A 25318-nucleotide genomic window follows, 5' to 3' on the forward strand; every position below is an offset into this window, starting at 1 on the left:
ATTTTTAATCCTTAACGGTAGTTCGGAGCTTCTACAGTTTGCTGCAGGTGGTGCGGGTGCGACTCAGCCAAGCCAGCAGTGGTAATTCGCACGAACTGCTTGGTCTTCAGCTCTTCAATAGTAGCGGAGCCAGTGTAGCCCATTGCCGCGCGCAGACCGCCCACAATCTGGTGGGTAATCTGACCAATTTCGCCGCGGTAAGGAACCTTGCCTTCCACGCCTTCTGGAACCAGCTTATCTTCACTGCACACATCCGCCTGGAAGTAGCGGTCCTTGGAGTAAGAACGCTTCTCGCCGGAGAGGCCACGGCCTTGCATAGCGCCCATCGAACCCATGCCGCGGTAGCGCTTGTACTGCTTGCCGCCGACAATCACGATGTCACCAGGAGCCTCCAGGGTGCCTGCGAACATCGAGCCCAGCATGACCGAGTCCGCGCCAGCAGCCAAAGCCTTAGCAACGTCACCGGAGTACTGCATGCCGCCGTCTGCAATCAAAGGCACACCTGCAGCAGAAGCCACGGTAGCTGCTTCCATGATCGCGGTAATCTGTGGTGCGCCAACACCAGCAACCACACGGGTGGTGCAGATAGAACCAGGACCAATGCCCACCTTGATGGCATCTGCGCCAGCTTCGATCATGGCCTTTGCTGCCGAGCGTGTTGCCAGGTTGCCGCCGACAACATCAATCTTGGAGCCGAAGTCATTCTTGACGCGTGAGACCATTTCCAGCACGCGGTTATTGTGCGCGTGTGCGGAGTCGACAATGAGAACGTCCACGCCGGCATCGACAAGCAAGCCTGCACGCTCATAAGATTCCTCGCCGGTACCAATACCTGCTGCGACCAGCAAGCGGCCTGAAGCATCCTTGGAGGAATTCGGGAACTGTTCGGTCTTTACAAAATCCTTAACGGTAATCAGACCGACCAGCTTGTTGTTTTTATCAACGATAGGCAGCTTTTCTACCTTGTTCGTCGACAGCAGATCCAGGGCTTCTTCCTTGCTGACGCCTTCTTTTGCCACAACCAGCGGCATAGCGGTCATGATGTCAGAAACCTTGCGGGAATAGTCGCGCTCAAAGCGCATATCGCGGTTGGTGCAAATGCCCAACAAGGTGCCGTCTTCGTTGACCACAGGAAGACCCGAGATACGGAAGCGTGCGCACAGGTCATCAACTTCCTGGATGGTCATATCCGGATTCGCGGTCACTGGGTCGGTGACCATGCCGGACTCAGAGCGCTTGACGATTTCGACCTGCTCCGCCTGCTCTTCTGAGGACAAGTTGCGGTGCAAGACACCAATGCCACCCTGACGTGCCATGGCAATGGCCATGCGCGCCTCAGTGACCGTGTCCATCGCAGCCGACGCCAAAGGAATACCTAAACGAGTATTTCGGGTGAACTGCGCCGAAGTGTCTACTTCCGACGGAACAACATTGGATTCAGCAGGTAGCAGCAGCACGTCATCAAACGTCAAGCCATGCAGTGCAACCTTATTTGGGTCATCTCCACCGGTAGAAACACGATTTTCGGTCATTACGGGTCTTCTCCTTCGCACACGCTTTTCTTTTTCACTACCTTAATCCTTATCGGCGCGATATACATATCCGTGTAATCCAGTTAATAAGGTGTGCCTGAATAATTGCCTAAACCGAAAGTATTACCTAGGCTTCGAAGTGTGAACTTTTTCGCCAATATGCCCAAAGATCCCTTTGCTGATGATCCCAATGATCCGGCATCTTTCATTGAGGATGATGAGCACGTCGAGCCATTGACCGCGGAAGAGCGCTTTGCGCTTAACCGCGATTTAGAGCTTGTGCAAGAGTTTGCCAAGCACCTGTCCCCACGTGGAATTGATGGCATTTTCATGTTTTGTGAGGACTGCGAAGAGCCCCACTTTTATGAGTGGGACATCATGGCTTCAAATATGAAGAGCATGCTTAACGATGAACTCTCGGCCGTCCACGAGCCTGGCGCCGAGCCTGACCCTAATCGCTACGTGCCGTGGGAATACGCGGTGGGCTTTATCGACGGCATGCACTCGCACCGCTTCCGTTAAAAGCTTCAAAGCCTCTGCTCCTTCCCAGTAGTTTGGGAGGAAGCAGAGGCTTTGTTCTTAACGCTGTACCTGCGGTGGCGCTAGCCCATCATCAGGGTTGTCTGGGTCTTCAGTCGGCTCTGGGGTATCCGTTGGTGAAGGCAACGGGTTAGGCACCGTGTTGTCATAGACCGTGGTGGTCTCCACAACCGTGTCGGTGTAGCGCTCAACCACCGTGGTCGTGGTGGTTTCGGTTTCTGGCGTTGCGCTTGGCTCTGGAGTCTGCGACTTCGGCGAAGATTCAGGAGCACGCACAGTTTCAGTCACCGTGGTGGTATTAGCCTTATTGGCACGCGATGCCCGGCTGGCCTCGCTAGCTTCGCTTTCGGCAGCGCGACGATCACCTTGTGCGCGGGCTGCAAGATTACGTGCTTCTTCCAACAGCGCGCGGGTACCCGCTAAATCGCCAGAAGCAGCAGCCGCATCCATCTCTTCTAAGGTGCTCGCAAGCTCCACGAAGGCATCATCAGAAGAGCTAAACAGGCTCTGGTTCATGCCGTATAGCGGCGATCCCGGACCTGCGTTGTAGATTGCGGCACCTGAGCCAGCAATCAACACGGTTGCGGCAGCTGCACCGATTAGTCCGCTCATAAGCGGACGGTTTCTGCGGCGACGCTTGCGTGCGCTCGACAAAGAGATAACTTCAGGTTCTAAATCCGCGCCCTCAACCTTCGGCGCAGCAGGCATTTGACGTTCAACGTCTTCACGCAGCTCCAAAAACAGTGCAGCAAGCTCATCCGCACCATCTGAAGGATCATTACCTAAGGAAAGCTCGGTCAGGAAAGCATCATCGTCGATCAGCGGCTGAAGCTGCTCAGCCATGGACTCAGGTGAACCCGGCCCATCATTATTTTTCTTAACCATGTCTACTCCCCCTTTCCCTGGCGATTAGTCATTTTATTTATGTCACTATCGATTTATAACGAACAATGGATAAAGATTTAAGTCTCCGTCAGTTTTCGTTGGTTGCGCCTACTACCTTCCGTAGCTGCGCTAGTGCCCTGTGCTGGGCAACGCGTACAGCGCCGGGGGTGGAATTTACAACCTCCGCGGTCTCTTCCGCAGACAGCCCAACAAACACTCTCAAGATGATAATGTTGCGGGCCTTGTCACTTAATGTATCGAGTAAAGAACGAACTCTGTTACTACCATCGTTAAGCAAAGCGAAATCTTCTGGATTATCGCTTTGATCCACTTCATCCGGCACTTCTTCGGTGGGTAAAGTGCGATCCCGGCCCATCGCCCGGTGCGCGTCGGTGACCTTATTAAAAGCGATTCCGTAGACATACGCCATAAACGGGCGGCCTTTATCTACGTAAGTAGAAATTGAATTAGCTACGGCCAAGCAAATTTCTTGGGTGACATCTTCTGCAGTGGGTTGGCGCCCTCCCCCGATACGGGCGCGGCAATAGCGCAGGACCTGCGGGTAAATGATCCGCAGTATGTCCTGCATCGCACGACGACTGCCGTCCACAGCCAGCGGGACAAGCTCCGCTAGCTCCTTTTCGGTATCGTTCACGTTTCCTTTTGCCCTTCGCTGCGTAACCAGTAAATCTAAATCTTAGTCCCCTTGTGCCTCACACAAACCGTAATAGCCTAACAAGTTACCTGCATTTTGTCAGAAAACGAGCGCGCACGACCTGCACTAAAAGAGTTCATTTACCTTTAACCTTGGACAATCATGCAGGTCAAGTGGGAGAAATCCTGTTTTGCCTGGGTAAGGGCACACAAAAGCAACCCTTTGGCTACTTTTTGTTTACCCCTTCGCGACACACTACCTCCTGGCCATTGTCTTGGCATTTTTAAACCTCTGTCGTTCTTATTTCCAATAAGGAGTCTAAAACCGTGTCACAGCCACATCTGCTTCCAGGACCTAACGCTGATTTTTGGGAATGGCAGCTACATGGTTCTTGCCGGGGAGAAAATTCGGATGTGTTTTACCATCCTGACGGCGAACGCGGCCGGGCTCGTTCCCAGCGGGAAAACCGAGCGAAAGCAATTTGTGCAGACTGCCCAGTACTCCAGCTGTGCCGCGACCATGCTCTAAAATCAGCTGAACCTTATGGTGTGTGGGGCGGAATGAGCGAGTCCGAGCGCTCAGTTGCGTTGCGCGGTGAGCGTAAGCGGAAGGTCTCCGTCTAGAAATAGAGCCCAGAAGAAATAGGGCTCTAAGTACTTCCAGTATTCAGTATGGTGGGGGCTATAACGGCTTTCACCGTTTGTACTCGAAAAGCTAAGGAAGTACCCCACATGTCTACTTTTTCTGGGATTGAGCTTGATCAGCAATTAATCGCCGGCACGTGGCGCACAGGCAGCTCGCAGCGCAGCGCGTCTAATATCAACCCTTATGACGACTCGGTCATCGCGGAGATTCCGTTGGCTTCTGCAGCCGATGTTGATGAGGCTTATGTCGCAGCGCAGCAGGCACAGCCCAAGTGGGCTGCGCTAGCACCTGCTAAGCGTGCAGCAATTATGTACCGAGCCGCGGAGCTGCTGGAGGAAAAGCGCGAAGAGATCGTCGAGCTGCTCATTGCTGAGTCTGGCTCAACGCGTGGCAAAGCAAACCTCGAGGTGAGTCTCGCAGCCGGTATCACGCGCGAAGCTGCGTCTTTCCCGGCGCGCATGCACGGGCGTATTTCACCATCGAATACTCCTGGCAAAGAAAATCGCGTCTACCGCGTGGCCAAGGGCGTTGTTGGTGTCATTAGCCCGTGGAATTTCCCGATGCACCTTTCTATTCGCTCGGTTGCACCGGCGTTGGCACTGGGCAATGCGGTGGTGATTAAGGCTGCGAGTGATACTCCAATTACAGGTGGACTTATCCCCGCGCGCATTTTTGAAGAAGCGGGGGTTCCGGCCGGTGTCATTAGTAATGTCACGGGCGCGGGTTCTGAAATCGGCGATGATTTTGTCACGCACGCCGTGCCGAAGTTGATTTCTTTTACGGGCTCCACCCCAGTGGGACGCCGCGTCGGCGAGCTTGCTATCAACGGCGGGCCGATGAAGAACGTTTCGCTCGAACTGGGTGGTAATGCTCCGCTCGTAGTGCTTGCCGATGCCGACATGGACAAGGCCGCACACGATGCCGCCGTCGGTTCATTCTTGCACCAGGGCCAGATTTGTATGGCGGTCAACCGGGTGATTGTCGATGCTTCGGTCTACGACGAATTCGTTGAGAAATTCGTCGCCGCTGCGAAGAATATTCCGGCAGGCGATCCTTCTGATGACAAGGTCGTGGTGGGCCCAATCATCAACGACAGTCAGCTAGAGAGCGTGAAGTCCAAGATTACGAGGGCCAAGGACGAGGGCGCGACTGTAGCGCTGGAAGGTGATATCACGGGTCGTGTGATTTCACCGCACGTCTTTACGGATGTCACCCGCGAGATGGAGCTTGCCCGCGATGAAATCTTTGGCCCTGTCATCGGCGTGATGAAAGCCGATGACGAAGCGCATGCCATCGAGCTTGCCAATGACCCAGAATTCGGACTATCAGCGGCCATCTACTCCACCGATATTGACCACGCCTCGCAGGTAGCGCTGCAGATTGAATCCGGCATGGTGCATATCAATGACCTGACGGTCAACGATGAGCCGCACGTGATGTTCGGTGGAATTAAGAACTCCGGTCTGGGCCGATTTAATGGCGACTGGGCGATTGAAGAATTCACCGATGACCGCTGGATTGGTATTAAGCGTAGCTAGCCAAATACTGCCCGGTCTGGGATTCTTCGACCTTCATCAGGTCCTTTGGCGCACCGGCAAAGACGATGGTGCCGCCTTCCGAGCCCGCGCCCGGGCCAAGGTCAATCACGTGGTCTGCGTGGGCTACTACCGCCAGGTGGTGTTCCACGCAGACCACTGTGTTTCCTGACTCCACCAGCGTGTCCAAAAGCCCCAGCAGCATGTCCACATCTGCCAAGTGCAAACCGGTGGTGGGTTCATCGAGCACCAAAATATCCGCAGCACCCTTCGAGCCCAGGTGTACTGCGAGCTTGAGACGCTGACGCTCACCGCCTGAAAGCGTATTCAACGCCTGCCCCAAGGTGATATAGCCCAAGCCCACGCTGACCAGGGTGTCACAAATCTTGGCGGCTGCGGCGACCTTCGATTCTTTATCCTTGAAATAGGCCGCGGCTTGTTCTGCTGGCAGCTCCAGTACATCGGCGATGTTTTTGCCTGCGAGCTCGTAGCCCAAGACCTCATCGTTGAAGCGACGGCCTTCGCACACCTCACACGGCACATCAACACCGCTCATCAGGCCCAGATCAACCCAGACCACACCGGCGCCATTGCAATGCGGGCAGGCGCCATCGGAGTTCGCCGAAAACAGCCCTGGCTTCACACCATGAGCTTTGGCAAAAGCCTTACGGATAGAATCCAGCGCGCCGGTATAGGTTGCGGGGTTTGAACGACGTGAACCGCGAATCGCGGATTGATCGACAAAGAGGATGCGTCCGGAATCCACCAAGTCCTGCGGCAAACACGCCATCAGTGAGGACTTACCTGAACCGGCCACACCAGTAATCGCGCTGAGTACACCGAGCGGAATATCCACATCGACGTTGTCCAAGTTGTTGCGCGATGCCCCGCGAATCGCGACTACATCGGTTGCTTTGCGCACCTCTTCTTTAACCGGAACGCGGTCGCCTAAATGCTTGCCCGTGACGGTATCCGATGCTTTGAGTTCCTCGAAACTGCCGGCAAAAGTAATTTCGCCGCCGTGCGTACCAGCGCGTGGACCAAGGTCAATAACGTGGTCAGCAATCGCGATGGTCTCTGGCTTGTGCTCCACTACCAGCACTGTATTGCCTTTATCTCGTAGCTGCAGCAGGGTACGGTTCATGCGTTCAATATCAGCCGGGTGCAAGCCCGCGGTGGGCTCGTCGAAAACGTAGGTGGCATCGGTCAGCGCGGAACCCAGGTGGCGCACCATGCGTGAGCGCTGTGCCTCACCGCCAGACAACGTGCCCGAAGGCCGCGACAAAGTAAGATATCCCAATCCCAAATCGATGGCGGTTTCCAGGGATGAGGATAAGACATCGACAAGCGGGGCAACGCGCTTGTCATCGACTCCACGTAGCCACTGGAGAACTTCACCCAACTCGACATCGCTAATATCCGCGATGGATTTACCGTTAATCTTCGAGGTGCGCGCATGCTCCGCCAAACGCGTGCCGCCACAATCCGGGCAGGAGACAAAAGTTACCGCGCGATCGACATACTCACGCAAGTTCTTCTGCAAAGAATCTGGGTCCTTGGCCAACAAAGAACCCTTCAGCCGTGGCACCAGACCGTTATAGGTCATGTTGATGCCGCTGGATTTCACCTTTTCATCCTCAGCAAAATACAGCTTGTGCTTTTCGGCTTCGGTAAAATCCTTGACCGGTTTATCGGCTGAGTAGAAACCAGAATCGGCGTAGGTCTTCCACGACCAGGAATCTACCTTGAGTCCAGGCACCAAAATCGCGCCCTCGTTGAGCGAAAGGCTTTCATCCACCACGGCGGTCAGGTCAATGTCAGACACACGGCCGGTGCCATCACAATGCGGGCACATGCCGCCGGTGCGTTCAAACTTGGTGATGGTCTTCTTGCCGTCATTGACGCTTATCGCGCCTTGCGCGCTTACCGATGGCACATTAAACGAATACGCACCTGGCCCACCCACGTGCGGTTCTGCGATACGCGAGAAGAGCACGCGCAGCATGCCGGTGATATCGGTGACGGTGCCGAAGGTTGAGCGCGTATTCGCAGCCAACGGCTCCTGGCCGACGATGATCGCCGCGGTAAGGCCTTCGAGGTGCTCGACATCAGGGCGTGCGAGAGATTGCATGAAACCTTGCACGAAGCCTGGGTAGGTTTCATTGATTAACCGCTGGGATTCGGCAGCGACGGTGTCAAAGACCAGCGAGGACTTGCCGGAACCAGACACACCAGTAAAGACAGTGAGCTTACGCTTGGGGATATCGATGCTCACATTTTTCAAATTGTTGTCATTTGCGCCGACAACACGGATATATTCTTGACCAATCACTTGCGCAAGTTTACATTCATGTTCCCTGCTTCACATACATTTGCGAGGTCAAGATATAACCGATCTCTAGGAACGCAAAAGCGCCCTGCGACTTTTCAAAGTCAACAGGACGCTTCCGAGATTATGGCACTTTTAGTGGTGGTGGTGGCCGGCCGCTGCAGCAGGCGCTGCTTCAGCTGGCTTTTCCACAACCGATGCTTCAGTGGTCAGCACCATGCGTGCAACCGAAGAAGCATTCACCACAGCGGAGTGGGTGACCTTGACTGGATCAATGATGCCGCTAGCAATCAGGTTGCCGTAATCCAAGGTGGCAGCGTTGAAGCCTTCACCGTTAGGCAGCTCTGAAATGCGGGAGACAACAACAGCGCCGTCAAGGCCTGCGTTGGATGCAATCCAGTAAGCCGGACGAGTCAGCGCGCGAGCAACCGACAAGACACCAATCTTGGCTTCATTGTCGAACTCGTTGGCGTACTCTTCCAAGCCCTTAGCAATCTGTACCAAAGCGGAGCCGCCGCCGGCGATAACGCCTTCTTCGACGGCTGCACGAGCTGCGTTGATTGCGTCTTCGACGCGCAGCTTGCGCTCATTGACTTCGGTTTCGGTAGCAGCGCCTACGCGGATAACCGCGACGCCACCAGAGAGCTTGGCCAGACGCTCTTCTAGCTTTTCCTTATCCCAAGTGGAATCGGTGCGCTCAATTTCGCGGCGAATAAATGCGCGACGCTCTTCGACGGCTTCGGCGGTACCGGCGCCATCGACAAGCACTGTGTCATCCTTGGTCACGGTCACGCGACGTGCACGGCCGAGAACTTCTAGACCAGACTCATTCAGGTTGACGCCGACCTCTGGGTCAATGACAGTCGCGTTGGTAACTACAGCAAGGTCATCCATAAACGCCGAGCGACGCTCACCGAAGTAAGGTGCCTTCACCGCAGCAACCTTCAGGGTCTTGCGGATAGCGTTGACAACCAACGCCTGCAGAGCTTCGCCTTCAATATCTTCAGCGATAATCAGGGTTGGCTTGTTGGATTCCGCAATCTTTTCCAGCAGTGGCAAGAAATCTGGAAGAGAAGAAATCTTGTTGCGGACCAATAGGATCTGCGCGTCATCCAAAATCGCCTGGGAGGTTTCTTCCTCGGTAGCGAAGTATGGCGACAGGTAGCCCTTGTCAAAGGAGATACCTTCGGTGATATCCACGCTGGACTCAATCGACTGGGACTCTTCAACGGTCACAACGCCGTCCTTGCCCACCTTGTCCATAGCGCCAGCGACCATTTCGCCGACCTCTGGGTCACGGGAAGACACGGTAGCAATCTGCGCAATCTCAGTTGCAGAGTTAACCGGGGTCGCACGTGCCTTGAGCTCTTCCACTGCCTTTTCTGCAGCAGCCGCGATACCGCGGTTGAGCTCAATTGGGTTGGTACCCGCAGCAACGTTACGCAGACCTTCAAAAATCAAGGCCTGTGCCAAAAGCGTAGCAGTCGTGGTGCCGTCACCAGCGTTGTCGTTGGTCTTGGTCGCAACGGACTTGACCAGCTGTGCGCCGAGGTTTTCAAAAGGATCCTCAAGGTCGATATCACGCGCGATGGTGACACCGTCATTGGTAACAGTTGGGCCACCGAAAGACTTCGACAGCACGACGTTGCGGCCGCGTGGGCCAAGGGTGACCTTCACAGCGTCGGCGAGAGTATCTACGCCGCGCTGGATGCCCTCACGGGCTTCTTGATCAAATGCAATCAGCTTTGCCATGTTTGGCTAAACCGCCTTACTTACTTCTCGATAACAGCGAGCAGGTCACGTGCAGACAGCAGCAAGTATTCTTCGCCGTTGTACTTCAGTTCGGTGCCGCCGTACTTGGAGAAAATAACGGTGTCGCCTTCGTTAACACCCACTGGGGTCAGCTCGCCCTTGTCATTCGCGCGGCCAGGGCCAACGGCAATGACGGTAGCTTCTTGTGGCTTTTCCTTAGCAGAATCTGGAATAACCAGACCGGATGCGGTGGTGGTCTCAGCTTCTACGATCTGGACGAGTACCTTGTCCTCAAGTGGCTTGATGTTTGCCATGGTTATGATTCCTCCATGTGAAATCTTGAAGTTGCGTTTGTGCCGGTTGCATCAATAGTCCAGCACAGCCGTCGTCGCGGGTGAACAACTGTGGGTCAAACAACCTTGATTAGCACTCTACCCGCGCAAGTGCCAGCTCTCAACAAAAGCTTGGGAACAAATAGTACGCTGGCCGCGAACTCCCCGGAATCATCTTCTGCTTAAAGCAGGCATTAACTCCTGCAACTACTGCGTATCAATTTGCGCTTGGCGCTTTGCAGCTGCCTCAGCACGACCTGAATTAATAACCGCAGCACGCCACAGGCGGTATTCTTCCTCAAAATCTTCGCGGTAGTTTTCAACGGCCCGCACGGAGTTTTCTACGCCCTCAATTATCTCATCGGTGACGTCGCCACCTTCAGATTCCACGAAGATAACCGCACCAGAAATCGCGCGCAGCGGGTCCTGCAAGAAGGAAGGGTTGCCGGTATCTGCAGTATTACGTGCCAAGGAAGCAACCGGGTTGGGCTCTGCGCCTTCGGCTTTAGCTTCGGCGTTAAAAAGCGCGGCGTAGTGCGATCCATCTTCTTGGAATGCAACGGCTACGCGATCTTCGGTCGCCCCGCCAAGAAACTGATTGGCATGCTCTAGCTCAAATTCAATCTTGCGGCGGGTCAGGTCAGGGTTGACAAGGAATCCAGTAATCATGGACGAGCCCACGCTCCTTAAACACACAGGGTTTTTCTAAATCATTGCAATAATCAGTTATAAACTTAGCCTGCTTTGCAATTTCGCGCTGGTTAAGCTATTAACCAGCAGAAACAACGGGAATTTCAACGTCTAGCGAAGTGTCAGTCCCCACTGCCAAGCCTGAAGGAGCTGCACCTTCGTGGATAACTTGCCCAGCGAGTGCCGCAATCATCACGCCATTGTCGGTGCACAGTTCAAATCGCGGCACGCGCAATTCCACCCCAGCTTCAGCACACCGGGCGGCAGCCAGTTCACGCAGCCGGGAATTCGCTGCTACCCCGCCGCCGAGCAAGAGCACGCGAGCTCCAGTATCTTCACACGCACGGATCGCTTTGGCGGTAAGCACGTCACATACGGCTTCCTGGAACGAGGCGCAGACATCTTCCACAGAAATCACGCGCTCTTCGCGCTCTGCTTTTTCCACGTAGCGAGCAACAGCGGTTTTTAAGCCCGAGAAAGAAAAATCATGGCGGTGTGGTCCACGCAGGTCTTCCGCACGGTTGAGTCCGCGGGGAAAATCAATCGTGGCTGCCCCGCGCGCAGCTAGCTTATCGATGACCGGCCCGCCCGGATATCCCAGGCCTAACAACCTAGAGACTTTGTCGTAGGCTTCACCGGCGGCATCGTCAAGCGTGGAGCCAAGCTCTTTCATCGGCTTGCCCACGGCATCTACCTCAAGCAACTGTGTGTGCCCACCGGAGACCAACAGCGCTACCGAATGCGGCAATTGCCCACCTTCTAAATTGGCTACTGCTACGTGTCCGCCCAAGTGGTTAACGCCGTAAAAAGGCACACCCCAGGCGGAGGCATAAGCCTTGGCTGCCGATGCCCCCACCAGCAACGCACCAGCCAGGCCCGGACCGACGGTGGCAGCCACGGCATCAGGCTTTTCAATTCCGGCTTCTTCCAACGCCGCCTGCATCACCTGCGGCATGGCTTCTAAGTGCGCGCGCGAGGCAATCTCTGGAACCACACCCCCGAAACGTGCATGCTGCTGCATCGACGAGGCAACAGTGTTCGCAAGAATTTCCATGTTGCCGTGCTCATCAAGGTTGATGATGCCTACGCCGGTTTCATCGCAGGAGGATTCAATACCTAAGACAATCATGGTTTCTCCGTTGTGTTTTCCGATGTGTTTTCTGTCGAAATATCACGCTTCATGGTGTGCGCATCTGCGCCTGAAGGCTGGTAATAGTTACGGCGAATGCCCAAGTGCACAAAGCCATAGGACTCATACATCTCAATCGCCGGCTCATTGCCCACGCGGACTTCCAAAAATATTGGCGCACGCTTTAAATCCGCGATGTGGCAAATATTGTCCATCATCACCCGCGCCACCCCGCGGCGCTGGTGCGCAGGATCCGTGCCGATGGTCAGGATTTCAAATTCTGGGTCTTCGACATGCCCACGCAACCCGATTCCGGCGTATCCAATTAATTGGCCCGCCTCTTCCACGCCGAGGTAAAAGTTATACGGCTGCTGGAATTCCAGTTCAAAATTTTCCTTCGACCACGGCGTCTCGCCTGCAAATAGCTGCATCTCCAGCTCGGCGCAGCGCGCAGCGTCATCGCGGACCAGCTCGCGCAATTTCATCTACAGCTCCACTTCTGGAATCGCTGCGGAACGTGGTTTCGCAGCTGGTTCTTTCGCATCCGGACGACGCAGATACAGCGGCACCAGAGGCTTCGGGTCTGCGAACAGCCCCTCAGCGTCAACTACGGAGGCTTGGGCCATTCCGACCAAGCCTGCCGCGGTGGGACGCTGATTTACAACCTCAGCAGCCTGGAAAACTTCTGGCAAACGCTCCAGCAAGTGCGGTGGGATAGATACGAGATCAACTTCTTGCACGAGAAGTTCCTCGGGAATCACAAGATTTTCAGGGCGCACCACATCAGGCTCGCAAAGGCGGGTGGCATTGCCACCGTCTAACCTGTAAAAGGCGAAGTAGATTTCTTTGCGGCGTGCATCAGTGGCTACCAGCGCAGTTGCAGGACCTGAAAAGTTTTTCGCGAGTTCAAATGCAATCGCATCGTGGGTGCACACGCCGTGGACTGGTTTGCCCACCGCCTGCCCCAGTGCAGAAGCCGTGGCCATCCCGACGCGCAGGCCGGTAAATGGACCAGGGCCTACGCCCACTGCGAAGGCATCGATATCCGCATAGCCGCGGTCAAGCTTGTCGATGACTCCTTCGACTGCCGGCATCAACTGCTCACTCAACAGGCGAGTATCTTCAATGACTTGTTCAGTAACCTGTCCTGATTCTAAGTCGACTACCCCGGTGACAAGGTCCGGAGTAGCCGTATCTAAAGCAAGAACGCGCATTAGCCGACCATGAGCCAAGTATCGTTAGGATCCTTGATGAAAGTCACCAAGGCCGCTGGGTTAATTGGCTGTACAGACTGCAGCTGGCCGCACAGGTCAATGTTTTGGCGGAAGTACTTCTCTGCAATCGGTGCGCCTTCAGTTGGCAGAACCAGCATGTAGTTGCTGTGCTCTGGGATCTGGCCATTTTCAAAGGTAAACATCGCTGGGTCAACACCAAGCTGTGCAATGTTTTCTTCAGTCACGCCTGGGCAGATTGGCATAACGGCGCTGATATTTTCGCCCCAGATATCAAGCGGTGCCAAAGAAGTACCGTGCAATCCGATTTCATCGACTTTCTCGATGCTGGATTCGAGATCTCCCGTGATAGCGGCCTCAGCACGGGTGGCGTTGAAGGCAACCAGGCCCATGAGCACGACTAACCAGCCGGCCACAATTACGCCAATGAGTGCTTTGGTCTTTTCCGTCATCATGGAACTCCTTTAATTAATAAACGCATGTTTTGTTTAGCGCATGGGGTATGCATATTCACTGCTTAACAGTACGCGCCTTCGTCAAGGGGTTGAAAACCAGCGCCAGTGGATAATGCGTGCCTGGGATTCGGGATCGTCTACTACTGCGGATTCCCGGTCCAAAGTAATCAGCAAGTAGCGCTCGGAAATTTGCTCAACCAATCCCCCGCCCCATTCAGCAATTACGACTGCTTCATCGAGTTCGGTATCAAGATCCAAGGCATCTAATTCACCGAGCGGATCCGCGCTTGTCGCACCATCTTCACCCAGCATGCGGTAGGCATCGACATGCACCAGCGCTGGACCGCCGACTAAGGAGCGATGCTCGCGGGCAATAACAAAAGTTGGCGAGGTGACGCGTCCTTTGACCTGCATGCCACGGGCAATACCTTGGGTCAAGGTGGTCTTCCCGGCGCCTAAAGGCCCATCCATAATCACCACGTCGCCGGCTTTGAGGCTGCGCCCGAGTTTTTCACCCCAGGCTTGGGTTTCTTCTGCAGTTGCGCATTCTATGCTTCCGGATTCTGCAAAGCTCACAGGTCAATGCCTCCCTCATAGGTGCGCTTCGTACGCCCTGTGGGACGGCAGACGATTTCATAGTTGATAGTGCCTGCGGCATCGGCAAGCTGCGTAGCACTTTGTCCGCCTTCGCCAAAGATAATGACTTCATCATCTGGGCTGACCCCAAATGGATTCTCGCCTAAATCAACCACGATCTGATCCATGGAGACTCGGCCGACATGCGGATAGCTTTTGCCGCTGATAGTCACTTCCAAAGAACCTTGGATAGAGCGTGGCAGACCATCGGCGTAGCCCACGGGAACGACAGCTAGGTAGCCATCGGCAGGCGCTGTCCACGTCAGGCCATAGCAGGATGACTCGCCTTTTTTAATGGGCTTGACGTTAATGATGTTGGCTGCCCAGGTCATCGCTGGTTCCAAGCCATGCTCTAGCCCTGCGACCGGTTCCAGCCCGTAACAGGCAAGCCCGACGCGGACCTGGTCAAAGTGCAAATCTTTGCGCGTTAGTGTCGCTGGTGAATTCGCCAGATGATTTATCGGGCATTCCAGGCCTAGCTCACGAGCACGGGCAACAGCTTGCTGAAACTCCGCTGCTTGAATATCCGTGTGTGGATTATCCGGTTCATCAGCGCAGGCTAAGTGCGACATTAAACCGGTGACCTCAATGTGCTCAGCATCGCGCAGCACGGTGAAAACTTCATCCCACTGTGCTGGGTCGACGCCATTGCGGTGCATCCCGGTTTCGACCTTGATAACAACCTTGACCGGTACCTCAATATCGACCAAGACCTGTGCATGCGCAAGCGATGGCACGCCGATGACGATATTGGAGCTTAAAGCATCCGAGAGGTCCTGTTCGGGTTCCCACATCCATGCCACTAACTCAGCGTCGATGCCCAGTTTGCGCAGTGCTACGGCTTCATCCACGGTGGCGCAGCCTAAAACATCTGCGCCAGCTTTGAGCATAACCGGAGCGACTTTTTCGACACCGTGGCCATAAGCATCTGCTTTGACCACGCACATTAAGCGAACATCCGGGCCGACCAATTCTTTTAGTCGTCGCACGTTATGCGAAATGGCATCCAAATTGATTCGAGTGGAAAGTAGCGACATGGGTTTATTGTAGGTCGGCTACTCCACTGTCACCGATTTAGCCAGGTTACGTGGCTGATCCACGTCATAGCCCTTGGCTTCTGCCACCTTGCAGGCAAAGATTTGCAAAGGCACCGTAGCCAACAGCGGCTGCATCAGCGTTGGTGCTTGTGGGATGCGGATGATGTGGTTGGCATAGGCTTCCACAGCTTCATCGCCTTCTTCGGCAATGACGATGGTGATAGCACCACGCGCGCGGACTTCCTGGATGTTGGAGACAACCTTGGCGTGCAAGGAATCCCGCCCGCGAGGCGAAGGCACGATGACAAAGACCGGCTGGCCTTCTTCGACTAGTGCGATAGGGCCATGCTTGAGCTCGCCCGCTGCGAAACCTTCGGCGTGCAGGTAGGCAATTTCTTTGAGTTTGAGCGCACCTTCGAGTGCCACTGGGAAACCGACGTGACGGCCTAAGAACAACACGGACGTGGCATCTTGCATGCTCTTAGCCAAATCCGTGACGGTCTCTTTGCCGTCGATGACGGTTTGGACCTTCTCAGGCATCGCGCGCAAGTCATCCAAGATGGATTCAACTTCATCGGCAAACATGTTCCCGCGCAGCTGCGCCAAGTACAGACCCAAGACATAAGTCGCGGTAATCTGCGCCAAGAAAGCCTTGGTGGAAGCCACAGCGATTTCCGGACCAGCGTGGGTATAAAGCGCTGCATCAGCCTCACGTGGGATGGATGCGCCTTGGGTATTACAAATCGCAATAACCTTCGCACCCTGCTGGCGGGCATGGCGCACCGCCATGAGCGTGTCCATGGTCTCACCCGATTGCGACAGCGCGACCACTAGGGTCTTTTCGTTGACGATTGGATCGCGGTAGCGGAACTCGTGTGCGAGCTCCACCTCGGTCGGAATGCGGCACCAGTGCTCGATGGCATAGCGCGCCACATGACCAGCATAAGCCGCGGTGCCGCAGGCAATGACGATGATCTTATCGATGGATTTCAGCAGCGATTCTTCAATACGCAATTCATCGATAGCCAAATTGCCCTTTTCATCCACACGCCCCATCAAGGTATCGCGCACGGCAGCAGGCTGGTCGTGGATTTCTTTTTCCATGAAGGAGGCAAAGCCGCCCTTTTCGGCAGCAGCAGCGTCCCACTCAATGTCGAAGCGCTTGCCCTCTTGTGGGTTGCCGTCGTAATCGGTGATGACTACTTCATCAGCGGTGACCGTCACGATGTGATCGTTGTCCATCTCAACGGCCTTTTTCGTGTAGTCAATAAAGCCAGAGACATCGGATCCCAGGAAGTTCTCGCTCTCGCCCAAGCCAATAACCAATGGCGAATCCCGGCGCGCAGCCACAATCTGATCTGGCTGGTCGGCGTGAATAGCCAGAAGGGTAAAGGCGCCATCGAAAAGCTGGCAAGCCTTACGCATAGCAAGGGTTAGCTCGCCGGTTTGCTCAAACAAGTCCGCCAAAACCGCGGCTGCAACTTCAGTGTCCGTATCGGAGACAAAGTGGTAGCCCTTGTCCTGCATGCTGGTTTTCAGCTCAGCGAAGTTTTCGATGATGCCGTTGTGTACGACGGCTAGTTTGCCGCCGGCAACAACGTGCGGGTGCGAGTTGATATCGCTTGGGCCACCGTGGGTAGCCCAGCGGGTGTGGCCAATGCCCAATACCGAGTTCGGTAGCGGGCGCGCAGCGATTTCTGCCTCCAACGCTGCTACCTTGCCTGCTTTCTTTCGCCACTGGAGTTGACCATCAAAGTACACAGCAAGTCCTGCTGAGTCATACCCGCGGTATTCCAGCCGACGAAGACCTTCAAGGACAACGTCCTCGGCAAAGTACTCTCGGTTCTCGGAAAAGCGACCGACATATCCTACGATTCCACACATAGCCACAAACTTTACAACAGGTTTTCTCATCCTTTCACCACATAAATCGGCACGGTTTCTATAAATTTGGCAGTACCAGGAAAAACCGTCGTGCAAGAATCCGCACTGTGGGCAAAATTTCACCCGGGGCTGGGATGTTTATGCATCACGCGTTAGTAGTTTGTTCTATCCTGGGTAGTGTGTCTGCGAATTTGAAGAAACACCTGGCAACGTTGTCCAAGCGTGGAGGCCACCGCGTGCTCGTCGGCGATCTTGACTACGCCGGCCTGCCTGGCAAGGTCTACACCCCGGCGGAAGGCAAAGGCCTCGCGGCCGTAGCTTTTGGCCATGACTGGCGCAAACACGTCAAGGATTACCACGCGACCCTGCGGCATTTAGCAAGCTGGGGCATTGTTGTAGTCGCCCCGGATACTGAGACCGGATTAATTCCTAACCACCGCAACCTGGCTGCTGACTTGGAATCCAGCTTGCAGGTTGCCGCTGGTGTAAGGCTCGGCAACGGCAATATCACCGTCTCCCCACACAAGCTGGGACTTATTGGCCACGGCATGGGTGGCGCTGCTGCAGTGCTCGCTGCAGTTGATAATGACAAGGTTAAGGCCGTCGGCGCATTTTATCCTGCGCAGTCTGCGCCTTCCGCAGATGCCGCAGCGCGCAGCCTGAAAATCCCTGGATTGGTCATCGGTTCGGGCCGTTCCGATATCTTCAACGCCGGTAACCCAGCCAAGCTGGCTTATAACTGGGGCGGCGACGTTGCCTACCGCGAGGTAGAAAAGGGCACCCAGCAAGGATTTTCGGAAGACTTCTTCTTCAAACTCGCACTGGGCTCTGGCGCATTCCAGGCATCACAGGCTGAGGTAGCTCGCGGTCTTATGGTCGGCTTCTTGCTGCACCAGCTCGAAGGCGACAAGACTTATTCTGATTTCTCAGATCCGGAAGCCGCAGCCAAAGGCGTCGAAAGCTTCTTTGGTGACGACCTTGCCAACCGCGCCGGCGAACCATCTGCCGGCGCACTAGCTCCGGTCAACAAGGACTAGAAGCCTACTTCTTTAGCCTCTTCGCAGTACTGACTTCACCTGCCCGGGTTTAACCCGTCCTGGTTTATCTTGCCCTGGCGCCTTCGGCGGCGCCGGGGCTTGCTGCTTTTCTGAAGCTATAGCTTCCCTATTTGCTGCTGTATGCCCCGGCTTATATGGATGTTTCTGCGGCGGTGCACCATGCGGTACTGCTGGCGTCCGGTAGTCCAACGGACGATTCTGCATGTGCGAACTACCACCGGCTTCAGCCACTGCTGCTTTCTTCTGCGCAGCCTCGCGTGCGCGTGCCGCTTCTCGTTCAGCAGACTTTTCTAAATCCTTTTGGGCTTTTTCTAGCGTTGCTTCAAACTCTGTCAGGCGGGCTGCTGCACGCTTGCGAAACTGTAGAGCAAAATCTTCGAAATCCATTACCACGCGCCTGCCTTCCGTGCCGGTGAACTAGGGGTTGACTGTGCAGCTGCGCTTCCTGCGGAGCTTGCTTGAGGTTCTTGGGTTTGTTGAGGTGCTGGCTGCGGTGCAGGTTGCGCATTCGCCTGTGCACTCGGCGCATTATCTACGTGAATATCCGCCGCCCCGGAAACCGCAGAAAGCTTCTTCGGAGGAGGCGTTGGTTCGGGCACCTTCGATAAATCTTCCGGCTGAGGTTTAGGCTTTGGTTCTGGTTTTGGTTCCGGTTCCGGCTCTGGCTCGGGTTCTGGCTCGGTTGTGTCACCAATGTTTTCTAGGCACTCAGCAAGCCCCCACATCAATGCTCCTAGGCCGACAATGGCGACGCCAACGCCGAGCAGGCCTAAGATTCCGCAGCAGCTCGTTGACGGCTCACACGAGTCTTCAGGTTCACAGGGTTCTTTGGGTGCTGGTGGTTCTGCCGGCACCGTTGGCTCTGGCGGTGTGGAAGGCTGCGCCGGCTTAGTTGGTTCCTTAACGCACTCAGGTTCCGGCGGTGGGCACGCCTTGGGATTGGGCTTAGGTTCAGGCTTGGGTTCGGGCTTTTGCTTCGGCTTATCGCAGTCTTTGCTCTCCGGGGCGTTTGGAGTTTTACTCGGCGGAGTCTCTGGCTGCGGCTTGGGTGCCTCCGGTGCCGGCTTGGATTCCACAGGTGTAGTCTCCACCGGTTTAGTGTCTACAGGCTTTGTGCCTACAGGATTCGTGTCTTTCGGAGCCGGTTCTTCTGGACACGGCTCTACTTCTTTGGGTGGCGGTTCGCAGGTGTGCTCCCCAGCTGGTTGGGCTGGCAGTGGACACTCTGGGGTCTCAGGCGGCTCGCACGGTAATGGGCGTTCACTAATACCATCACAGCGACGGAGGAATTCTTCGTAGCATTTCTCCACGCTGTCATCGCGGTCTTGGCAGGTGCCAATGATCTGTTCATTGGTATCTTCAATCAGGTTGCCCGCCACCGATACCGCCGCAGAAGCAAGAGCTCCCATGGGGGTTCGCCGAATAAACTGAGTGAGAATAGAAATTAGATGCGTAGCCGGCTCGAGTATTTCCGACATTGCGGTATCTGAAGTCGTGCAAATATCTTCGATAGTCTCCGCACACTGCTCAGAGTCTTTCACCAAGTTCCGGCATTGCTGGTCATCTTCCTCATCATCGGTCGCAAGCTTGTCGAAGAAACCCAACAGTGCCCCGCCACCAAAAGAACCCAGCACACCCGTGGCCATCTCTAGGAAAAATCCCCCGATACCTCGCCCGCCCGTCGTGGTTTTACCACCGCGTGCTTCTGCGGTCACCGGCCCTACAGCTGCTTTAGTACCAGCAATTAATTCCTGCGGGTTGAGCCCATCAACGGCGCCTATTTTTTGCTGGAGAAAATCAAAGGGCGTCGATGGTCCTAGGTAAGCACCTAAAGAAGCTGCCTGAAATTGCGCGACCGCCGCATGGTAATCGGCGAGCTTTCCCGCTGCCATTGAGGACATGGAAGACATAGATGACACAGCTGACTCAGCACTCATTGGTCACCCTCAATGTTGAATCGACTAAATACTGCAGCTGAATCATCATCGGTTGCTTTCACCACGTCATATTCACCAATCGCAGCGATAGCAGAGCGGGTGATATTGTGCAGCTGATTATTGCGCCGTTGATGAATTCGCGCGAGCATCGACTGGATGCTTTGGGCATAGCCGGTGAAATCACGCCCGGCAGCAGCCTGCGGGAAATGCGGCACCTGCCGGTTAAGCGCTGTTTGGCGCGAAGCCGTGGCATCGATAAGCCCCTGCAATTTCCCAACGGCTTCTGAGTGGTCGAAGTCTATGTCAGACACGCGAAAGCCCTCCCCCTTTATGGTTTTAAGTGGCAAATACACAAATTTCGTGCGTTATCCATATTGGACTGCCACCGCAACCAGAAGGTTCCGGGGAAGGGCAAGAAAACGGAGTTAGATCACTAAACTCTAGGCAGCTGCAACAATCGCAGCTAGGCGGCCTGCAACCTTGCGGGCCTGCTCAGCCTCTGCGGCTTCGACCATGACGCGGAAAAGCTCCTCCGTACCCGATGGGCGCAGCAGAACGCGGCCAGATTCACCGAGTTCTTCTTCTGCCTCCGCAATGGCGGTCAGTACTTCTGGAGAATCCAAAATCTTAGACTTATTGGACACTGGCACGTTGATAAGTGTCTGCGGCAAAACTGTCATCACCGACGCCAGCTCTTTCAGGCTCTTGCCGGTCTTCGCCATGCGTGCCATAAGTGAAAGACCAGACAAGATGCCATCGCCCGTTGGGCAATCCTCCGGCAGCACGATGTGGCCGGATTGTTCACCACCCAAGGAGTAATCGCCGCGAATGAGCTCTTCGACCACGTAGCGGTCACCGACCTTGGTTTCGCGAACCTCGATGCCTTGCTCTTTCATCGCGAGCTTAAGACCTAAGTTAGACATGACGGTGGCAACGAGCGTGTTGAAACGCAGGTTGTTTTCTTCTTTCATGCCGACAGCCAAAATTGCCATGATCTGATCCCCGTCAACCACGTTGCCTTCGGCATCGACAGCCAAGCAGCGGTCAGCATCACCGTCGTGGGCTAGGCCCAAGTGTGCGCCGTGTTCGAGCACTGCTTCTTGTGTTTTATCAATGTGGGTGGAACCGCAATCCTCATTGATATTGAAAGCATTGGGCTTGTTGTGAATAGGCACAACCTCAGCACCGGCTTCGCGGTAGGCCTCAATAGCAACGCGGGAAGCAGCGCCATTGGCCGCGTCAACGACTACTTTTAAACCCGACAAATCCACCGGTACTGCTTCGCGCAGGTGCTTGCGATAACGGTCACGGGCATCAGGAGATTCAGAGATAATCCGGCCCAGCTTCGTGCCGGTTGGGCCATCATCGCTAAGTTGCTCCATGGTGGACTGGATGTGGTCTTCGACCGAATCGGGAAGTTTGCGACCACCGGCGGCGAAGAACTTGATGCCATTATCTGGCATAGGGTTGTGCGAGGCGGAAATCATCACGCCTAGGTCTGCGCCGTAGTCATCGGTGAGGAAAGCAATCGCTGGGGTTGGCAGCACGCCGACCCGGACAACGTCCACGCCGCGCGATGCTAGACCAGCCGCAATGGCAGCGTCGAGCATTTCTCCCGATACGCGCGGGTCACGGCCAATTACCGCGGTTGGGCGCAGTTCATAAGATTCCCGGTCAGCAGTCAAGACCTCAGCTGCAGCTTGTCCTAATTTCAACGCCAGGATCGGAGTGAGTTTCTTATTAGCCAAGCCACGAACGCCATCAGTACCAAAAAGTCGAGTCATAATTATAGATTATGCCTGGTGTATGTCTGATTTGTTGATTTGGGGCAGCAACAAGCCCTAACGTGCCCCCGCATGCAGGCACAGAAACAACAAACCCGTTGCTGCTTCCGGAAAAGAAACAACAACGGGTGAGTTGAATAAAAAGCGAAAGATTAACGCTTGGAGTACTGCGGAGCACGACGTGCCTTGTGCAGACCAGCCTTCTTACGCTCAACTGCACGTGCGTCACGGGTCAGCAGGCCAGCCTTCTTCAAGGCAGTGCGGTCTGCTGGGTTGTAGACGTTCAGTGCACGGGCAATAGCCAGACGCAATGCGCCAGACTGACCGGTTGGGCCACCGCCGTTGACGGAAACCTTCATGTCGAACTGGCCTTCACGGTCCAGCAAGGTCAGTGGCAGCAAGATGTCCTGCTGGTGCAGCTTGTTCGGGAAGTAGTCGTCCAGGCTACGGCCGTTGACGACGATTTCACCGGAACCAGGGATCATGCGTACGCGAGCAACTGCGCGCTTACGACGACCAACGGTCTGGATTGGGCCCTCGTGCAAGACTGGAGCTTCAGCTTCGGTCTCAGCGGTTGCCTCTGGAGCGATAGAATCACCAATGGTGTTGGTGAACTCTTCGGTAGCAGCAGCTGCAGCAGCGATGTCAGCAGCGTCAGCTACGTTGTTCTCGAAGTTCTCGTTATCAGCCATTACTGTGCCACCTGCTTAAGCTCGAAGGTCTCCGGCTTCTGGCCGGCGTATGGGTGCTCTGCACCATTGAAGACGTGAAGCTTCTTTGCAGAGGAACGGGAAAGCTTGTTGTGCGGCATCATGCCGGTAACAGCTTCTTCGATTACGCGCGCTGGGTTGGCGTCCAGGGACTGACCCAGGGTCATGGAGCGCAGACCACCCGGGTAACCGGAGTGGTGGTAGCGCATTTCGCGGTCGCGCTTGTTGGAAGAAATGTGGATCTTTTCAGCGTTGATGATGATGACGTGGTCACCACAGTCAACGTTTGGTGCGTACTGAGGCTTGTGCTTGCCGCGCAGCATGTCTGCCACGGTGGAAGCAAGCTTGCCCAGAACCACATCAGTTGCGTCGATGACGTACCACTTACGGGTAATGTCACCGCTCTTTGGGTGGAAAGTAGACAAAATGACTCCTTGGAGTTGTCTCTGGGGGCTGCCGGCCAGCGCTACGTGCTCATACACAGTCAAGCAGCGGCCGGTGGAGACCTGCTGACCGTGCGCCGACATCCGCCGACAAAGCACACAGGGTATACAGCATAATGTCCACGCCCACAAAAACCAAAACACACCAGAGACGCTGAAAGTGCCTTGCTTTTCGATGCCAAGCCCCAGCCTTCAAAAAGCCCACTTCTTCAAACAGCGCCCCTGGTGCATTATCCCGCCTGGGACATTAGTTCATAACTGAATGAATGATTATTGAATTCAGTTATCCCCAGCTTGCTGCCGCACGGCGGTTGACATCGCTCATGCGGTCATTGGACTGGGAGACGGTGTTAGAGATGGTAGCCAGCACGGTGTTGAGTTCCGCTGCTGCCTTGTCCCACTTGGCCTGTGCTTCGTTATACGCGGCAGCACTCTCGCCTTCCCAGGTCGCGGCCATCGGTGCGATGACACCTTTAAGATCATCGAGCAGGCCGTTGATGCGGGAGGAAGTGGAATTGATATCTGCTGCGGCATTGGAGATGGCGCCGAATTGGTATTTGATTTCGCTCATGATGGCTAGTTCCTTCTTGTCCTTATATATAGAGGTATAAATCCAGCTGATTGTGCGGTGTGATTTTTAGAGCGCGAGCCCGCCGCCGACGTTGTTGAAAGCATCTTGGTTCTGAGCCTCGACGCTGTCGAAGTTGCGAGCATTCGATCGAATATTTTCGCTGATAGAGGTCAGTGCTTCCTGCAGTTGCTGCGCGGAGGCATCGTAGCGGTTCATCAGGTTGTCAAAAGACACCTGCGCCGAACCCGTCCAGCTTGCGCGTACTTGGTCAACTACACCCTGCAAGTGGGTGAGTTCGGCGGCGACTTCATCATTGGTGGTATCCACGCGACCTGCGGTCGCAATCATTACTTCTGCTTCGGTTTTAAACATTTGGCTCATGGTGCTCTCCCCTTCTGTGGGTTTATCATCGGCGTGACAGTGTCCATCGGAAACCGCAGTTGTGTTGCTACCGTGCTTCCTTAACTACATTGGACTGACACATCTTCCAGAAGGTTCCGTGCCTTTTCTTTAAGGCATTCTTTAAGACACGGTTTATCGTTCAGGAACGGTTTCTATCGATTCCGACGCCATGCGACAGGCCGCGCGCTGGGCCATACTTGGCTCTTCGCGGGTATGACAGCCAAGAGATATTTGCTGGTCATCTTCGACCCAGGTAGTCCACTTCACTTCAGAGTCATCGCCGGGCTTTTCGATATAACTCAACCGCCCATTGGCTTCATGGGGATCGGAAAGAGTCTCATCGCTATCAATTTGCGCGCGGACCTCGGCGAATAAAGCATTCGCAGGCACTGCATAGAGCGGATCCATGACCATCAAGATGCGCAGATTCGGATCTTGTCCAGTCGCAGTAACTAGTCCATCTTCCTCGGTGTGGCTAAAGCCTTCGGGCAGTAACACTCGTAATCCACCAGCTTCAACCGATTGGTGTGCTGGCGCCGATGATGACGTCGTGGGAGTCTGTGCGGCGGTGGTTACCGCGGGTGTTGTCACCCCAGGTGTTGCGGCAATGCTAACGGTGCCTGCAACTGCTTCTTGTTGTTGCTGAGTAGCGCCTCGTAGCAGCAGCCAGACCAGCATGATTGCGACCACAACTACCCCAGCGATGATCGCCATGAGGCCCTTGTTGTCTAAAAGACGCGATAATAAGGTCTCTTCTTCGAGAGCGGGCCGAATAATTTCGGTCTCGTCCCGCAGTTCCCTCTGCTCTCTTTGCGGCGGCTCGTCATAGGTTGCACCTACGGCGACCGGTTCGCGGTCAACAAGAGTGACATTGTGCACTTGCAGTTGACGGCGGATAATCTTAACCGCTTCATGCGACATCGGCCCGCCGGAAGAGTCCGCGACCACTGCTATGGATACCTCTGGCCATTGCGCGGGGAGTAATTTTTGAGCTTGCTCCATCACCCCAGATAGCGCCCACCCTTCAACGACTGCGGTGCCAGGGAGGTCATAACGATAGATAGATTCCGGGCCTTCAAAGATGGTGGCGGTATCTAAAACTGTGATGGTCAGGTCAATGGTGTGTGATTCATACAGTGACATTT

General features: G+C 55.0%; 27 protein-coding genes. 4 read left to right on the forward strand and 23 right to left on the reverse strand.

Translation table 11 applies throughout. The features are described 5' to 3' along the window. Positions 1–11 precede the first annotated feature (11 nt). Complete coding sequence (guaB, locus tag C5Y44_RS01665) at positions 12–1532, reverse strand: IMP dehydrogenase (protein WP_105323383.1); 1521 nt, start codon at positions 1530–1532, stop codon at positions 12–14. 141 nt (positions 1533–1673) lie between these two features. Between guaB and C5Y44_RS01670 the strand changes: the two genes are divergently transcribed. Further along, positions 1674–2054, forward strand: coding sequence for a DUF5319 domain-containing protein (locus C5Y44_RS01670; RefSeq protein ID WP_066792488.1), 381 nt, complete (start codon positions 1674–1676; stop codon positions 2052–2054). Between the two features lie 57 nt (positions 2055–2111). On the opposite strand, the gene C5Y44_RS01675 is transcribed toward C5Y44_RS01670, so the two are convergent. Next, complete coding sequence (locus C5Y44_RS01675; protein WP_105323384.1) at positions 2112–2957, reverse strand: hypothetical protein; 846 nt, start codon at positions 2955–2957, stop codon at positions 2112–2114. A gap of 88 nt (positions 2958–3045) precedes the next feature. Continuing rightward, positions 3046–3612 carry a sigma-70 family RNA polymerase sigma factor gene (locus C5Y44_RS01680; protein WP_066840284.1) on the reverse strand — a complete coding sequence of 189 codons (567 nt, stop codon included), beginning with the start codon at positions 3610–3612 and terminating at the stop codon, positions 3046–3048. A gap of 326 nt (positions 3613–3938) precedes the next feature. On the opposite strand from C5Y44_RS01680, the gene C5Y44_RS01685 reads away from it, so the two are divergent. After that, on the forward strand, positions 3939–4235 hold the full coding sequence (locus C5Y44_RS01685) for a WhiB family transcriptional regulator (RefSeq protein ID WP_105323385.1): 297 nt from the start codon (positions 3939–3941) through the stop codon (positions 4233–4235). A gap of 108 nt (positions 4236–4343) precedes the next feature. Continuing rightward, positions 4344–5795, forward strand: coding sequence for an aldehyde dehydrogenase family protein (locus C5Y44_RS01690; RefSeq protein WP_105323386.1), 1452 nt, complete (start codon positions 4344–4346; stop codon positions 5793–5795). Here the strand turns inward: C5Y44_RS01690 and C5Y44_RS01695 are convergent. The 11 genes from C5Y44_RS01695 to glmS form a co-directional block, all read right to left on the reverse strand. Continuing rightward, positions 5782–8121, reverse strand: coding sequence for an excinuclease ABC subunit UvrA (locus C5Y44_RS01695; protein ID WP_199185969.1), 2340 nt, complete (start codon positions 8119–8121; stop codon positions 5782–5784). The two genes, C5Y44_RS01690 and C5Y44_RS01695, sit on opposite strands and share 14 nt — an antisense overlap. Before the next feature lie 135 nt (positions 8122–8256). Then, the gene (gene groL / locus C5Y44_RS01700; RefSeq protein ID WP_105323388.1) at positions 8257–9873 is read right to left on the reverse strand and encodes a chaperonin GroEL; all 1617 of its coding nucleotides are present in this window, start codon (positions 9871–9873) and stop codon (positions 8257–8259) included. 20 nt (positions 9874–9893) lie between these two features. Next, positions 9894–10187, reverse strand: a complete 294-nt coding sequence (gene groES, locus C5Y44_RS01705; protein WP_066792483.1) for a co-chaperone GroES — start codon at positions 10185–10187, stop codon at positions 9894–9896. Positions 10188–10412: 225 nt separating this feature from the next. Continuing rightward, positions 10413–10874, reverse strand: a complete 462-nt coding sequence (locus tag C5Y44_RS01710; protein ID WP_105323389.1) for a hypothetical protein — start codon at positions 10872–10874, stop codon at positions 10413–10415. A gap of 100 nt (positions 10875–10974) precedes the next feature. After that, positions 10975–12024, reverse strand: coding sequence for a tRNA (adenosine(37)-N6)-threonylcarbamoyltransferase complex transferase subunit TsaD (tsaD, locus tag C5Y44_RS01715; protein WP_105323390.1), 1050 nt, complete (start codon positions 12022–12024; stop codon positions 10975–10977). Beyond that, entirely contained in the window at positions 12021–12509 is a 489-nt protein-coding gene (rimI, locus tag C5Y44_RS01720) for a ribosomal protein S18-alanine N-acetyltransferase (protein ID WP_105323391.1), read from the reverse strand. The genes tsaD and rimI overlap by 4 nt, the downstream gene beginning before the upstream one ends. Continuing rightward, positions 12510–13238 carry a tRNA (adenosine(37)-N6)-threonylcarbamoyltransferase complex dimerization subunit type 1 TsaB gene (gene tsaB / locus C5Y44_RS01725; protein ID WP_105323392.1) on the reverse strand — a complete coding sequence of 243 codons (729 nt, stop codon included), beginning with the start codon at positions 13236–13238 and terminating at the stop codon, positions 12510–12512. Continuing rightward, the gene (locus tag C5Y44_RS01730; protein ID WP_105323393.1) at positions 13238–13711 is read right to left on the reverse strand and encodes a hypothetical protein; all 474 of its coding nucleotides are present in this window, start codon (positions 13709–13711) and stop codon (positions 13238–13240) included. The genes tsaB and C5Y44_RS01730 overlap by 1 nt, the downstream gene beginning before the upstream one ends. 81 nt (positions 13712–13792) lie before the next feature. Continuing rightward, positions 13793–14287 carry a tRNA (adenosine(37)-N6)-threonylcarbamoyltransferase complex ATPase subunit type 1 TsaE gene (tsaE, locus tag C5Y44_RS01735; protein WP_105323394.1) on the reverse strand — a complete coding sequence of 165 codons (495 nt, stop codon included), beginning with the start codon at positions 14285–14287 and terminating at the stop codon, positions 13793–13795. After that, positions 14284–15384 (reverse strand): alanine racemase, encoded by a 1101-nt coding sequence (gene alr / locus C5Y44_RS01740; RefSeq protein WP_105323395.1) that lies wholly within the window; start codon positions 15382–15384, stop codon positions 14284–14286. Before alr ends, tsaE begins: the two co-directional genes overlap by 4 nt. An 18-nt stretch (positions 15385–15402) precedes the next feature. After that, positions 15403–17268 carry a glutamine--fructose-6-phosphate transaminase (isomerizing) gene (glmS, locus tag C5Y44_RS01745; RefSeq protein ID WP_105323396.1) on the reverse strand — a complete coding sequence of 622 codons (1866 nt, stop codon included), beginning with the start codon at positions 17266–17268 and terminating at the stop codon, positions 15403–15405. Between the two features lie 179 nt (positions 17269–17447). On the opposite strand from glmS, the gene C5Y44_RS01750 reads away from it, so the two are divergent. Continuing rightward, positions 17448–18305, forward strand: coding sequence for a dienelactone hydrolase family protein (locus tag C5Y44_RS01750; protein ID WP_105323397.1), 858 nt, complete (start codon positions 17448–17450; stop codon positions 18303–18305). A 12-nt stretch (positions 18306–18317) separates the two neighbouring features. Here C5Y44_RS01750 and C5Y44_RS01755 read toward each other — a convergent pair whose 3' ends face one another. From C5Y44_RS01755 to C5Y44_RS01795, 9 genes are all read right to left on the reverse strand, one after another. Then, entirely contained in the window at positions 18318–18713 is a 396-nt protein-coding gene (locus C5Y44_RS01755; protein ID WP_105323398.1) for a translation initiation factor IF-2, read from the reverse strand. Next, the gene (locus C5Y44_RS01760; protein WP_105323399.1) at positions 18713–20263 is read right to left on the reverse strand and encodes a hypothetical protein; all 1551 of its coding nucleotides are present in this window, start codon (positions 20261–20263) and stop codon (positions 18713–18715) included. Before C5Y44_RS01760 ends, C5Y44_RS01755 begins: the two co-directional genes overlap by 1 nt. Beyond that, positions 20260–20574, reverse strand: coding sequence for a hypothetical protein (locus tag C5Y44_RS01765; RefSeq protein WP_066840272.1), 315 nt, complete (start codon positions 20572–20574; stop codon positions 20260–20262). Before C5Y44_RS01765 ends, C5Y44_RS01760 begins: the two co-directional genes overlap by 4 nt. Before the next feature lie 129 nt (positions 20575–20703). Continuing rightward, positions 20704–22047, reverse strand: coding sequence for a phosphoglucosamine mutase (glmM, locus tag C5Y44_RS01770; RefSeq protein ID WP_105323400.1), 1344 nt, complete (start codon positions 22045–22047; stop codon positions 20704–20706). Between the two features lie 152 nt (positions 22048–22199). Further along, a complete protein-coding gene (gene rpsI / locus C5Y44_RS01775) occupies positions 22200–22739 on the reverse strand; it encodes a 30S ribosomal protein S9 (protein ID WP_066792469.1) in 540 nt (179 codons plus the stop codon). After that, positions 22739–23182 (reverse strand): 50S ribosomal protein L13, encoded by a 444-nt coding sequence (gene rplM / locus C5Y44_RS01780; protein WP_066792468.1) that lies wholly within the window; start codon positions 23180–23182, stop codon positions 22739–22741. Before rplM ends, rpsI begins: the two co-directional genes overlap by 1 nt. A gap of 301 nt (positions 23183–23483) precedes the next feature. Continuing rightward, complete coding sequence (locus C5Y44_RS01785; protein WP_006823267.1) at positions 23484–23771, reverse strand: WXG100 family type VII secretion target; 288 nt, start codon at positions 23769–23771, stop codon at positions 23484–23486. Positions 23772–23837: 66 nt separating this feature from the next. Then, positions 23838–24152, reverse strand: coding sequence for a WXG100 family type VII secretion target (locus C5Y44_RS01790; RefSeq protein WP_105323401.1), 315 nt, complete (start codon positions 24150–24152; stop codon positions 23838–23840). A 153-nt stretch (positions 24153–24305) separates the two neighbouring features. Further along, entirely contained in the window at positions 24306–25316 is a 1011-nt protein-coding gene (locus C5Y44_RS01795) for a type VII secretion-associated protein (RefSeq protein WP_105323402.1), read from the reverse strand. Positions 25317–25318 lie beyond the last annotated feature (2 nt).

The organism is Corynebacterium sp. J010B-136 (assembly GCF_002967075.1).
GTDB lineage: Bacteria > Actinomycetota > Actinomycetes > Mycobacteriales > Mycobacteriaceae > Corynebacterium.